This is a genomic window from Novosphingobium sp. HII-3, assembly GCF_002916655.1.
GTDB classification, from domain to species: Bacteria; Pseudomonadota; Alphaproteobacteria; order Sphingomonadales; family Sphingomonadaceae; genus Novosphingobium; species Novosphingobium panipatense.
The window spans coordinates 34,036-46,476 of the sequence record NZ_PPSM01000009.1 but is presented as its reverse complement, the minus strand read 5'-3'; the positions used below and the strand labels follow the sequence as shown (position 1 = coordinate 46,476).

17 protein-coding genes are annotated in these 12,441 nt (G+C 64.3%); 16 read left to right on the top strand and 1 reads right to left on the bottom strand.

All coding sequences use genetic code 11. The features are described 5' to 3' along the window. Positions 1-20 precede the first annotated feature (20 nt). Complete coding sequence (locus tag C2R25_RS02535) at positions 21-1,067, top strand: IS110 family transposase (protein ID WP_024343494.1); 1,047 nt, start codon at positions 21-23, stop codon at positions 1,065-1,067. A gap of 199 nt (positions 1,068-1,266) precedes the next feature. Here C2R25_RS02535 and C2R25_RS02530 read toward each other — a convergent pair whose 3' ends face one another. Then, a complete protein-coding gene (locus C2R25_RS02530; protein WP_024343470.1) occupies positions 1,267-1,485 on the bottom strand; it encodes a helix-turn-helix domain-containing protein in 219 nt (72 codons plus the stop codon). Between the two features lie 156 nt (positions 1,486-1,641). On the opposite strand from C2R25_RS02530, the gene C2R25_RS02525 reads away from it, so the two are divergent. The 15 genes from C2R25_RS02525 to C2R25_RS02455 all read left to right on the top strand — a co-directional run bounded on the left by C2R25_RS02525 (position 1,642) and on the right by C2R25_RS02455 (position 12,296). Next, complete coding sequence (locus C2R25_RS02525; protein ID WP_103727730.1) at positions 1,642-1,887, top strand: hypothetical protein; 246 nt, start codon at positions 1,642-1,644, stop codon at positions 1,885-1,887. Between the two features lie 123 nt (positions 1,888-2,010). Next, on the top strand, positions 2,011-2,277 hold the full coding sequence (locus C2R25_RS02520; RefSeq protein ID WP_103727729.1) for a DNA -binding domain-containing protein: 267 nt from the start codon (positions 2,011-2,013) through the stop codon (positions 2,275-2,277). Positions 2,278-2,373: 96 nt separating this feature from the next. Next, positions 2,374-2,688, top strand: coding sequence for a transcriptional regulator domain-containing protein (locus C2R25_RS20815; protein ID WP_369825683.1), 315 nt, complete (start codon positions 2,374-2,376; stop codon positions 2,686-2,688). 136 nt (positions 2,689-2,824) lie between these two features. Then, positions 2,825-3,139 carry a DUF2285 domain-containing protein gene (locus tag C2R25_RS21255; RefSeq protein WP_103727747.1) on the top strand — a complete coding sequence of 105 codons (315 nt, stop codon included), beginning with the start codon at positions 2,825-2,827 and terminating at the stop codon, positions 3,137-3,139. Positions 3,140-3,279: 140 nt separating this feature from the next. After that, positions 3,280-3,561: an AlpA family transcriptional regulator gene (locus tag C2R25_RS02505; RefSeq protein WP_103727727.1), complete on the top strand. Its 282-nt coding sequence runs from the start codon at positions 3,280-3,282 to the stop codon at positions 3,559-3,561. Between the two features lie 19 nt (positions 3,562-3,580). Next, positions 3,581-4,705, top strand: a complete 1,125-nt coding sequence (locus C2R25_RS02500) for a replication initiator protein A (protein ID WP_103727726.1) — start codon at positions 3,581-3,583, stop codon at positions 4,703-4,705. Then, complete coding sequence (parA, locus tag C2R25_RS02495) at positions 4,702-5,340, top strand: ParA family partition ATPase (protein ID WP_103727725.1); 639 nt, start codon at positions 4,702-4,704, stop codon at positions 5,338-5,340. Before C2R25_RS02500 ends, parA begins: the two co-directional genes overlap by 4 nt. Then, complete coding sequence (locus C2R25_RS02490; RefSeq protein ID WP_103727724.1) at positions 5,337-5,591, top strand: hypothetical protein; 255 nt, start codon at positions 5,337-5,339, stop codon at positions 5,589-5,591. The genes parA and C2R25_RS02490 overlap by 4 nt, the downstream gene beginning before the upstream one ends. Continuing rightward, positions 5,588-6,106, top strand: coding sequence for a DUF2840 domain-containing protein (locus tag C2R25_RS02485; protein ID WP_103727723.1), 519 nt, complete (start codon positions 5,588-5,590; stop codon positions 6,104-6,106). The genes C2R25_RS02490 and C2R25_RS02485 overlap by 4 nt, the downstream gene beginning before the upstream one ends. Next, positions 6,103-6,648 (top strand): S26 family signal peptidase, encoded by a 546-nt coding sequence (locus C2R25_RS02480; RefSeq protein ID WP_103727722.1) that lies wholly within the window; start codon positions 6,103-6,105, stop codon positions 6,646-6,648. Before C2R25_RS02485 ends, C2R25_RS02480 begins: the two co-directional genes overlap by 4 nt. A gap of 47 nt (positions 6,649-6,695) precedes the next feature. Beyond that, positions 6,696-7,031, top strand: coding sequence for a DUF736 domain-containing protein (locus C2R25_RS02475; RefSeq protein WP_103727746.1), 336 nt, complete (start codon positions 6,696-6,698; stop codon positions 7,029-7,031). Positions 7,032-7,035: 4 nt separating this feature from the next. Beyond that, the gene (locus tag C2R25_RS02470; protein ID WP_103727721.1) at positions 7,036-7,812 is read left to right on the top strand and encodes a lytic transglycosylase domain-containing protein; all 777 of its coding nucleotides are present in this window, start codon (positions 7,036-7,038) and stop codon (positions 7,810-7,812) included. Between the two features lie 247 nt (positions 7,813-8,059). Next, positions 8,060-9,829 carry a DUF3363 domain-containing protein gene (locus tag C2R25_RS02465; protein WP_103727720.1) on the top strand — a complete coding sequence of 590 codons (1,770 nt, stop codon included), beginning with the start codon at positions 8,060-8,062 and terminating at the stop codon, positions 9,827-9,829. A 26-nt stretch (positions 9,830-9,855) separates the two neighbouring features. Beyond that, positions 9,856-11,847 carry a conjugal transfer protein TraG gene (locus C2R25_RS02460; protein ID WP_103727719.1) on the top strand — a complete coding sequence of 664 codons (1,992 nt, stop codon included), beginning with the start codon at positions 9,856-9,858 and terminating at the stop codon, positions 11,845-11,847. 8 nt (positions 11,848-11,855) lie between these two features. After that, positions 11,856-12,296 (top strand): ribbon-helix-helix protein, CopG family, encoded by a 441-nt coding sequence (locus tag C2R25_RS02455; RefSeq protein WP_103727718.1) that lies wholly within the window; start codon positions 11,856-11,858, stop codon positions 12,294-12,296. Positions 12,297-12,441 lie beyond the last annotated feature (145 nt).

Below are 12,441 nucleotides of genomic sequence, written 5' to 3'. Positions count from 1 at the left end.
TTGATTCGGAGGAGTTCGGCATGTCTCAAAGCTATTATATTGGGCTGGATGTTTCCGCCCGAACAATCAATCTCTGCGTTGTCAACGCCGATGGGCAGGTAGCGCATGAACGAAAGCTTTCATCCAATCCGGAAGAGATTGCGCAGCATATCCTGTCGCTCCCGCTTCCAGTCGTCCGCGTCGGTCTCGAAGCAGGGATGCTGTCTCAGCACATTTATGGGCATTTAGCCGAAGCCGGCATTCCCATCGTGTGTGTAGAGACCCGGCACATGAAGGCGGCTCTCTCCGCGCAACTCAACAAGACCGACCGGCATGATGCGCGCGGAATCGCGCAGATGATGCGCGTCGGCCTCTTCAAACCCGTCCACGTCAAGACGCCGACAAGCCAGCGCCTTCGGACCGTCCTGACGGCCCGCCAACTCCTGCGAAACAAGCTCCAGGATGTTGAAAATGAAATCCGTGGTCTCATCCGAAACTTCGGATATCACCTCGGCAAAGTCACGGCGCGCGATTTCGAGCCGCGAGTACGGGAACTGATCGCAGGAAGCGACCTACACATAGTCGCTGATACGCTCCTGTTGGCGCGGCGATCGCTGCGGGAGCAGTTCGGTCGGTTGGACGATTTGCTTGTCCGTCTCGCGCGGGACGACACTGTTTCGCGCCGGTTTATGACGGTGCCGGGGGTCGGCCCGCTCGTAGCGCTCATCTTCCGGGCAACGGTCGATGTCCCATCTCGCTTCACTCGGTCGCGAACCGTTGGTGCCCATTTTGGTCTGACGCCGCGCAAGCACCAATCCGGCGAAGTGGATCGCACCGGCCGCATTTCGAGATGGGGTGACGCCATGACGCGCAGCGCGCTCTACGAGGCAGCACAGGTGCTACTGACTCGCGTAAAACGCTGGTCCACCCTAAAGGCTTGGGCTGCTCAGGTCTCGCGACGTCGAGGCCACAAGAAGGCGATCGTCGCCCTCGCTCGCCGCATCGGTGTCATACTGCATCGCATGTGGGTGGATGGAACTGAGTTCGACTGGGGTAAGCGGCCAGAGGCCGCCGCTCCTCTGACATAGGTTCGGTCAGGCGCAAGTCTGACTGAGGCGTCTCCCTGCGAGGGGACGAGGGACGGTGAGTTCGCAAATACGACTTGGCAGCGTCGGCATGTCCAACGCGAAGCCGCATTATAGATTGCTCCGCCGGCTCTTCTGATCCCATCCTGTGGCGGCCTCGTGCCGACCACGAAGAGAAGCATGATCCTCGCGGGAATACGGCTCAAAGCTGATCGTCGGGCCGGACCAATTCCATGTGGCTGACGCCGAGGGCCTGAGCCAATTCATAAAGCGTGATCACGGTCGGGTTCCTCCGGCCGCGTTCAAGGCTGCTGAGATACTGTTGACTGAAACCGGAGCGCGCTTCGACCTCTTCCTGGGTCAGGCCTTTCTCCCGACGCAGGCGGGCGAAGTTCCGGCCGACCAATTTGCGCATATCCATGCGCAGGAGGATCGTGATTTACATACTTTGAGTTTATCAACTATAGTATGTAAATGAGCCAGCGGAGCGCGCGGGAAGCCTCGCTATCCGATTGGCCCGAATAGAGAAGTCGTAGTTCTGGCGTGCGCGTTCGTATCGGTGGGAGGTGATCAATGCATGATCACCGCCCACCAATCGCGGGCTGCACGCGCGTTGCTCGGTTGGAACCAGGAGACGCTCGCTGACAAGGCCCAGGTATCGCTGACCGCGCTGAAACGCCTCGAATCCTTAAGCGGTCTCGAGGTGTATGAGACCACGCGCGATCAGGTCCGGCGGGCTCTTGAAAGCCACGGCATCCTCCTCCTGACGACCGACCAGGGCGAAGGAGTGATGGTGGTCCGTGGGAAAACTGACAAGCGATAGAGCCCCTTTGGCCATTGGCTCGCCTTGGCGTTGCCACCGGCGGCGCGGGTTGCGCTGCGGTGCAACCCGCGAACGGTTAACAAATCCCTCCGGAATGGATAAGAATGATTCCAGGGGACGGTTGTGACCAAGACAGACTTTTCAGATGAGCCGCCAGAGAGTGTGGGGCTCACGACATATGATCGCGAGCACATGACGCTCTATCTGCGCCTGCTCGACGCTGCGACGGACGGCGCGGACTGGCGCGAAGCCGTCCATATTCTCTTCGGTCTCGATCCCGAATGCGATCCTGACCGCGCGCGGCGCGTCCACGACACCCATCTCGCCCGCGCCCGCTGGATGACAACCCACGGCTACCGCGAACTCGTGCGTGAAGGCCTCCGCCACTGAGGCGGTGATGCCGCCACGGCAACACCCGTTGCCGGTTCAGGCACTTCCTTACTGTCGCTCAACTCGGAATCGTATCTAGCTCAAAACGCACGAATAATGCGAGCTAGGAGGATTTCGATGTCGCCCAACACATCCCGGTGGCGATCGTCATCAAGTTACGATTACGTCGACCAGCTCACTGCCCCCGATATCGGTTGGGAATGGTTGCGACGGAACGAGGATTATCAGCGCGATTACGCCGAACTCTTTGAGTCACCATCGCCGATCGAACGCGTCGGTACGCGGTGGGGGTTGCGATTTCCCTGTTGCCCCAGCTCTCAAGTCCACCGAGGCGCAGGTGTTCTGGCTTCCGGAGGAAGATACCGGATCGGTTATACTGACACCGGCGCCAGCGTCCGTCGCTGCGGCTAGCACGCCCCTCCGACAGATTTCACCCGAACACAGCCCTCATGTCCTGCATGATTTGAGAAACGGCCAGCGCCTGCATCTGGCGCTTCCCCGCGACGGATCGGCCGAGCAGCGACTCGTAGCGGTGATCCCACTCGGCATGGAGGGGTTCGATCGTATGGAAGCCGTTGCTCGGCTGCTTGCCTCTCTTCACGGCCGCGCCATTCCACCCGACACGCGCCTCACGCGTCAGCAACTGGCCCGCGCGCGGCGCATGCTGCAAACAATCGATGGATATCGCGCCGGAGCGACCCAGCAGGAGATCGCCGAGGTCATCCTCCGCATCGGCAAACTCACCCGTGATGAATGGCAAGCCGCTTCCGCCCGCCACGTCGTCGCAGGCCTCCTCGGGGATGCCCGCGCCATGATCTCGGGTGGCTATCGCAAACTGCTTCGTCATCGCCGCCGATCCTAGCCGGATCGCACGCGTCTCTTGGTGTGGGGATTTAGTACCCCCCAAAATCCCGCTGCAACTCGCCGGTTTCCCTTCGCCATCGTGACCTTCGTCAGCCGCTGAACGCCCGCGGCACCCACGGACACCACGGAGGCCCGATCATGACACCCAATCTCAGCGCATTGCCGCCGCGTTTTCTACGCACCAAGGAAGCTGCCCATTTCCTGGGCCTGTCCGCGCGCACGCTAGAGAAGCATCGCACCTACGGGACCGGCCCGTCCTATCGCAAGCTCGGCGGCCGTGTCGTCTACGCGGTCGATGATCTCCAGGCCTGGACCGAACGCGGCGCGGTCACCTCGACCTCCGATCCGCGCGGCGCTGTGCTGCCCGCTAAACGCCAAGAGAGCGCGCCGTCCGCGAACGCCAGCCGCTTCGCGCGCTGACCGCTCGGGCTCTCTCTCAATGACAGCGCGACATCGCCCGATCTCGGAGCGCGGACAGCTCGATCTGTTCCACGCGCTCCCCGGGGATTTCGCGCCTCGCGACGCGCAGGATCTGATGGCCTATCCGTTCTTTTCCCTCTCCAAATCCCATCGCACAGCGCCGATCGACTTCGTTGCCGGCGACGTGTCGATCCGCGTCGAGGCAGTGCCCGATCATGGCATGGCCACCATCTGGGACGCCGACATCCTGATCTGGGCGGCAAGCCAGATCGTCGAGGCACGCGACGCCGGTTTGCGCACCTCGCGCCTGATGGCCGCGACGCCCTATGAGATCCTGAACTTCATAGGCCGCGGCGTCGGCCTACGTGATTACCAGCGGCTCAAGGCCGCGCTCGATCGGCTCCAGTCGACGACCGTCGCCACCTCGATCCGCCAGCCGGCCGAAGGTCGCCGGCATCGCTTCTCCTGGATCAACGAATGGCAGGAGCGCACCGATCGTAGCGGCAGACCCGCTGGTATCGAGCTGATCGTGCCCGACTGGTTCTACCGCGCCGTTCTCGATGACGCGCTCGTGCTCACCATCGAACGAGCCTATTTCGGTCTCACCGGCGGTCTCGACCGCTGGCTCTACCGCCTGGTGCGCAAACACGGCGGCAAGCAGCGCAACGGTTGGCGTTTCGACTTCCGCCATCTCTATCAGAAGTCCGGCAGCCTCTCCCCATTCAAACGCTTCGCCTTCGAGCTGCGCGACATCATCCGCCGCCAGCCACTGCCGGGCTACACGCTGTTCATCGAGGTCGAGCGCGGCGGCCGCGTACTGCTCGCCTTCGAACCCTCGGCACCCTGTGGACAAACTGTGGATGGCCTCGTGCTATCAGGAACCCGGACTATCGTGCCATCGGGAACCGCAGGCTCGTGCTATCAGGAACCCAAACAGCGGTTAAGCCCCGGAAAACACGCCCGGAATCGCGCCCTTAACTTAGAGTCTAACCAAGAATCTAACATTAGAAGACGCGCGCGCGATGTGGAAAACATCGCCGGCCGTGCTGAAAAACCATCCGCGACACCGTCGAAACGCACGCGCATCGATCCCTCCAGCACGCCGCAACTCCCTCTCGATCAAGCATCGGGAGAGTCGGAATGATCGTCGCGCTCCTCAATCAAAAGGGCGGCGTCGGCAAGACGACGCTGGCCCTGCATCTCGCTGGCGAATGGGCCGCCAAGGGGAAGCGCGTCACGCTGATCGACGCGGATCCACAAGGCTCCGCGCTGGACTGGTCACAGCAGCGCGCTCGCGAAGCCCTTCCGAGGCTCTTCGGCGTCGTCGGCCTTGCGCGCGACACACTGCATCGCGAGGCTCCGGAGCTGGCGCGCGACGTCGATCACATCGTCATCGACGGTCCGCCGCGTGTCGCCGGGTTGATGCGCTCGGCGCTGCTCGCCGCCGACCTGGTGCTGATCCCGGTGCAGCCTTCGCCGTTCGACGGCTGGGCCTCGGCCGAGATGCTGTCGCTGCTTGGCGAGGCCCGTATCTATCGCCCGCAACTCGTCGCCCGCTTCGTGCTGAACCGCTGTGGCGCGCGCACCGTCATCGCCCGCGCGACGGCCGAGACGCTTGCCGATCACGATCCGCCAGTGCTCGCCGCCACCATCGGCCAGCGCGTTGCCTTCGCGGACGCCGCGCAATCCGGCCGCCTCGTTTCCGAAGTCGATGAGGATAGCCCCGCCGCCCGTGAGATCGCCGCGCTCTGCGCCGAGATCGGGAGGATCGCGCCATGACCGAGCGACCGCGCAAGCGCGGTTTCGCCGCGCGTCCCGCCGACCCCGAAAGTTGGGTCAAGGCTTCCGACGCGTCCTCCATACGCGCTTCGAACGATGGCGGGTTCAGCGCCCGACTGACCATCGATGTCACATCGGATCAGCGCGCGCGCATCAAGATCGCCGCCTTCCAGCGCGGCGTCACCGTTGCCGACATGCTGCGCGAGCTGCTCGCGCGTGAATTTCCCACCGTCAAAGGAGACCCGTCATGACCGGCATCGCGCGCCCGCGCCTGCGCAGCGGCGCTGCGCCGGCCATTCCGCCTGCGTCCACAACGCTGGTGGAGCTGACCTGGATCGAGAAGAAACAAGAGAACTGGATCCGCTTCGGTCGCGACATCCACGAACAGATCCTCGATCGTCGCCGCCGCGTCATGGGCTTTGCGCCGAACAGCGTTTTCGCCTTCGTCCGCTGGGCGTCGAACGCGTTCGGCACAATCATCTCGCGCATCGACATCGTGCGCGCTGTCGGCGCCGGCGAACCGTTCCAGACGCTGCCCTTCGTGCGGCCCGGCGGCGACATCCTGCTGAAGATCGAAGGCTGGCCCAAGGTGGAGCGGGTGCTGCAGGCGGTCGACGCGATCGAGGCGATCGGCGTCGATCCGGCGGATATATCGTCCGATCACTGGCGCCACGTTCACAACCGCTTGACCGCTGGCGAGGAGCCGCGCGCCTACAGCGCCGAGCAGCATCGCGCCTTCCTGCTGCGCCGGAGGGCAGAGCCATGAGCCGCTTCAGCTACGTCATGGCGACGTATTTCGCGACGATGGGCATCGTCATGGCAGCCGTCCTCCCGCTGCCGCTGAAACTCATCTGGAACGCGTCCGCGAGCGTGCCGATCGGCCTCTACTCGATCGATTCCGACGAGCTGCCCGAGGTTACCGACCTGGTCGCCGTCGATGCGCCCGAACCGCTCGCGACCTTCCTCGCCGATCGCGGTTATCTGCCGCGCGGCGTGCCGCTGATGAAGCGCGTCGCCGGTATCGCCGGGCAGCGCGTCTGTCGCACAGGCCGCATGGTGTCGGTCGACGGCATCGACATGGCCGAGGCGCTTGAGCGCGACCGATTGGGCCGGACCCTGCCAAGCTGGCAAGGCTGCCGACTGCTCGGCGTTGGCGAGATCTTCCTGATGAACTGGCAGGTCCGCGACAGTCTGGACGGCCGCTACTTCGGCCCTGTCTCGACCGACACGGTCATCGGCCGGGCGACGCCTCTCTACACCGATGAAGACGGCAACGGCCGCTTCGAATGGCACGCACCGACGCGGTGACGCGCGCGTCCATCCCGTCCTCCACCGCACAACAAAGGAGCCTTGTCATGCCTCAGATCGGAGAATTCTCCCGCACGACGTCCGGCTATTCCGGTCGTATCCGCACCCTCTCACTCGACATCGAACTGACGGTCGTTCCAGCCGAACCGTCTGATGCCGAGAACGCGCCCGACTATCGTATCCACATCCGCGATGAAGACGGGCCGGAGGTCGGCGCCGGTTGGAAACGGACCGGCGAACGTGCCGGGGACTACGTCTCTTTGCAGCTCGACGATCCCGTCTTCGCCCATCCGATCCGCGCCAACCTGTTCCAGTCGGGCGACGATAAGAGCGCTTGGGGACTACACTGGAACCGCCCGCCGAAGCGCGGCGAGCGGGATTGAGCCGATGCTCTGGCACGTCCCATTCCGCCGCCGTGTCACCGCTGCCGGGCGTCATCGCGTCGCCCGGCAAGCCGGTCTCCTTCTCCTTTCCGGCCTGTTTCTTGTTGGCGCGCCATCGGCTGTCACGCTGGCGCAGAGCGCGCCGATGGAACGTCCGGATCCGACCGATCCTTATGCCGCCTACATTGCGGAGGCCGCACAACGCTTCGGCATTCCGGCGGCATGGATCAGGGCGGTGATGCGCGTCGAGAGCGCGAATGCCGTGCGCGCCGTCTCGCCAAAGGGCGCGATGGGCCTGATGCAGATCATGCCCGTGACATGGACGGCTTTGCGTGCCCGATACGCGCTGGGTTTAGACCCCTTCAATCCGCGCGACAACATTCTGGCAGGCGCGGCGTATCTGAGCGAAATGTACGATCGATACGGGTCACCCGGCTTTCTCGCCGCCTACAATGCGGGTCCCGGCCGATATGAGGAATATCTCGCCGGCCGTCCCTTGCCGGTGGAGACCCGCACCTATGTGGCTGCGCTCCTCCCTATCATCGGCGGCGGTGATCTGACCGCTCCTGCGTCCGTCGTTGCCGCCGCCGATCCGCAAGCCTGGACCAGAGCGCCGCTGTTCATCGCGCAGCCCGAGCGCACACCGGTTGCAGATTCTGTGCAGCGCGGCGGTGCTCCAGACGATGCCCCAACAACAACGTCTGCGCGCGATGCCTCAGCCTCTGTTCCGCAATCGGCCGGCCTCTTCGTCGCCCGCAATCAACCGGGAGAGCCGCGATGATGCCATTCGCGCTCTGGCGCACCGTGGCGGGCTTCTGGTCAGGTTGGGCGGAAGGATGGGGATGTCAGGGAAACACGACCAACAGACGGCGAGATAAAAGCGCATGCCCGAAAAACTCCAAGCCTCTGAAGAGGCTCGTGTTTTCCTGTGCATGGCGGTCGGTCGTGGGCATGAAGCCCAATTTTAGTGAGGGTTTCCAAGGCTTCCATATGCACGGCCCTGAATTGCCGCTGCCCGGAGGCTCGATATGAGCGAGGGCGACAGCGATTTTCGGATCCGGCCTGGCCGCGTCAAAACCACGCGCGCACCGAAGGCGAAGAGCTTCCTCAATCGGGTACTGCGGGCCGCGAAGAAGGCTGGCCATACCGGTGCGCCGGCGTCCGGCAGACGCGCACCCGGCTATGGCCGCTCGACCTTCGGCCGGGGGCGCGGCAGTTTCAGCCGCAGCCGCCTGTACTCATCGACGCGCCGCGTCGTCGTCAAGGCGCGCGTTGTGCGTCATCAGGGCCGGTCCTTTCGGTCCGCGCCGCTGTCCGCGCATCTGTCCTACCTGAAGCGCGACGGCGTCAACCGGGACGGCGAGAAGGGCGTCATGTTCGATGCCGGCGTCGATCGCACCGACGATCTCGCCTTTGCCGACCGGTGCAAGGACGACCGGCACCATTTCCGCTTCATCGTCTCGCCTGAGGACGCCAGCGAGATGACCGACCTGAAGGCGTTCACGCGCGATCTTGCGAGCCAAATGGAAGCCGATCTGGGGACACGGCTCGACTGGGTCGCCGTCGATCACTGGAACACCGACAATCCGCACGTCCATCTGCTCGTGCGCGGTGTGGATGAGGCCGGCGCTGATCTCGTCATCTCGCGCGATTATATAAGCCGCGGCCTTCGGTCCCGCGCCGAGGATCTGGTGGCGATCGAGCTTGGGCCAAAACCCGAGCACGAAATTCGCAGCGCCCTGGAGAAGGAAGTCACCGCCGAGCGGTGGACCCGCCTCGATGTCGAGATCCGTAGCCATGCCGACGACGTCGGCGCCATCGACCTGCGCCCTGGATCAGACGGCCCGGCGGATTCCGAGATCCGCCGCCTGATGATCGGCCGTCTTCAGCGTCTGGAGAAGATGGGGCTCGCCACCTCGACTGGCTCCGGGGAGTGGATGGTCGGTCTGGAAGCCGAGCGGCATCTTCGCGATCTCGGCATGCGCGGTGACGTCATCAAGACCATGCACCGCGCCTTCACCGAGCGCGGCCAGGATCGGAGCGTCGCAGACTATGTGACCGACGGCGGCGCTGGCTCACCGATCATCGGGCGTCTGGTCGACAAGGGCCTGCATGATGAGCTGACCGGCGAAGCCTATGCCGTGATCGACGGCACCGACGGCCGCGCCCATCATGTCCGCTTCCGTGGCATCGAGGCCTTCGAACAGGCTCCCCCTGTCGGTGGCATCGTCGAGGTCCGCCGCTTCGGGTCGCCGGAGGAGCAGCGGCCGACACTCGTGCTCGCTACCCGTTCCGATCTGGATCTGCGCACACAGATCACCGCGCCGGGCGCCACCTGGATCGACCATCGTCTCGTGGAGCGCGAGCAGATGCCTCTCTCCATGGGTGGCTTCGGCCGCGAGGTGCGCGACGCCATGCAGGCCCGTGCCGAACATCTCGCTGACGAAGGGCTCGGTCGCCGCCAAGGCCAGCGCATCATGCTCCAGCGCGATCTTCTCAGCACGCTGCGCCGCCGCGACTTGGACGCCGTGGGCGAGAAGCTCTCGGCCGAGACGGGTCTGCCGCATGTGAAGGTCGCAGCCGGCGAGAATGTCTCGGGCACATATCGCCAGCGCCTGACGCTCTCCTCGGGCCGCTTCGCCATGATCGAAGGCGCGGGACCAGATGGGGGCCTCGGCTTCCAGCTCGTGCCCTGGTCGCGCGAGATCGAACGCAAGCTCGGCCAGCACATCACCGGCGTCGCTCGCGGCGGCGGCATCGAGTGGAGCCTCGGGCGCAAGCGCGATCTCGGTCTCTAGCCACCAACAAGAAAGGTTCACCACCCATGTCCGCGACCAAAATCCTGTGGGGCCAGATCATCATCGTCTTCCTGATCGTGCTGACCACGACCTGGGGCGCGACGCAGTATGTCGCCTGGCAGCTCGGCTTTCAGGCCCAGCTCGGAGCGCCCTGGTTCAGGCTCGCCGGCATGCCGGTCTATTTCCCGCCGGCCTTTTTCGCCTGGTGGTTCTCCTATGACGCCTATGCGCCGGAGATCTTCACACACGGCGCCTTCATCGCCGCCTCAGGCGGCTTCATCGCGATCGCGGTCGCCATCGGGATGTCGGTGTGGCGGGCGCGAGAAGCCAAGAATGTCGAGACCTATGGCTCGGCGCGCTGGGCCGCGAAGGAAGAGGTGAAGGCGGCCGGGCTGCTCGGCCCGGATGGCGTGGTACTTGGCAAGCTGGAGCGCGACTATCTCCGACATGATGGGCCCGAGCATGTGCTGTGCTTCGCGCCGACACGCTCCGGCAAGGGCGTCGGCCTGGTCGTGCCGTCGCTCTTAACCTGGCCGGGTTCGGCCATCGTCCACGACATCAAGGGCGAGAACTGGCAGCTCACCGCCGGCTTCCGGGCGAAGCACGGCCGCGTGCTGCTGTTCGATCCGACCAACCCGAAATCCGCCGCGTACAATCCGTTGCTCGAGGTGCGCCGCGGCGATTGGGAGGTCCGCGACGTCCAGAACGTCGCCGACGTGCTGGTCGACCCGGAAGGCTCGCTCGACAAGCGCAATCACTGGGAGAAGACCAGCCACTCGTTGCTGGTCGGTGCAATCCTGCATGTCCTGTACTCGGAGGCGGACAAGACGCTCGCCGGCGTCGCCGGCTTCCTGTCCGATCCGAAGCGGCCGATCGAGACGACACTGAAGGCGATGATGACGACGCCGCATCTCGGCGAAGCCGGGCCGCATCCCGTGGTCGCGTCCACGGCGCGCGAGCTCTTGAACAAATCCGACAACGAGCGCTCCGGTGTGCTCTCCACCGCCATGTCGTTTCTCGGCCTCTATCGCGATCCCGTCGTCGCCCAGGTGACGCGACGCTGCGACTGGCGCATCGCCGACCTGATCGCCGATCCGCGTCCGGCGACGCTCTACCTCGTGGTGCCGCCATCCGACATCTCGCGGACCAAGCCGCTCATCCGTCTTGTGCTGAACCAGATCGGCCGCCGTCTGACGGAGGACCTGCACGCCAAGGAGCGCAAGCATCGCGTACTGATGATGCTCGACGAGTTCCCGGCGCTCGGTCGCCTCGACTTCTTCGAGTCCGCACTCGCCTTCATGGCGGGCTATGGCATCAAGAGCTTTTTGATCGCGCAGTCGCTGAACCAGATCGAGAAGGCTTACGGGGCCAACAACTCGATCCTCGACAACTGCCATGTCCGAGTCAGCTTCGCGACCAACGACGAGCGGACGGCGAAGCGCGTCTCCGATGCGCTGGGCACCGCGACCGAGATGAAGGCCATGAAGAACTATGCCGGGCACCGGCTTTCGCCTTGGCTCGGCCACCTCATGGTTTCGCGCTCCGAAACCGCTCGCCCGCTGATGACCCCAGGCGAGGTGATGCAGCTTCCGCCGACCGAAGAAATCGTCATGATCGCTGGAACCGCGCCGATCCACGCGCAAAAGGCGCGCTATTATGAGGACGCCCGCTTCAAGGAGCGCGTGCTGTCGCCGCCCGATCCGCAGAAGTCCGGGCGACCCCCCCGCGCAGACGGATGGTCGGCTCTTGTCCCCCAGAAGCCAGATGCCGTGCTATTAGCCGAGATGGAAAAGGCGGAGGGCGATCCGGCCAATAGCGGCCTGCGCCGCGAACCCGAGCTTCCCGACCATGTCGCTATCGTCAAGGAGACGACCGACCAAGCTCCAACGGAGGAATTCGCGGCTCTGCTAGACGACGAGCCGGAAGATGTTGCGCGCCAGCGTCAGGCGCTGCGTCGCCAGATGACCGGGGTGGCGCGCCAGGTCTCCCTCGATCCCAATGACGGAATGGACCTGTAGGGGGATCGATGCGCGACCGTCTAAACCTCACCTTGCCCGTCGAGATGATCTCGCGGATCAACGAGCTGTCAGAGCGCAAGAAGATACCGCGATCGGCCATCGTCGAGGCGGCCGTGGCGTCGTTCCTGTCGCCCGACGCCGCCGATCGACGCGAGGCCGCCTTCACCCGCCGGATGGATCGGCTCTCGCGCCAGGCACAACGCATCGAGCGCGATCTCGGTGTCACGGCCGAAACGCTGGCGCTGTTCGTGCGCTTCTGGCTGACGATCACGCCGCCATTGCCGGGCGATGCGCAAGCGGCTGCGCAGATCAAGGGTCGCGAGCGATTTGAGGGTTTCGTCGAGACGCTCGGCAAAAGGCTCCAGAAGGGCCAGAGCTTTCTTCGCGAAATCCCGGACGATGTTGCCGGAAGGCCTCGCGACGAGGATTCGCCACCAGAGGACCGATAATGTCTGCCTGTAGCCAATCAAGTCCGAGCCGATTCCGCCGTTCTCCTGTATTTGCACGCTAGGCTACTACGACGATCTAATCTTGTTGAACCGGCCTGATTTCTGGCTCTTTTAATCTCCCCGATCCAGGGCGCGTGTTGTGCGC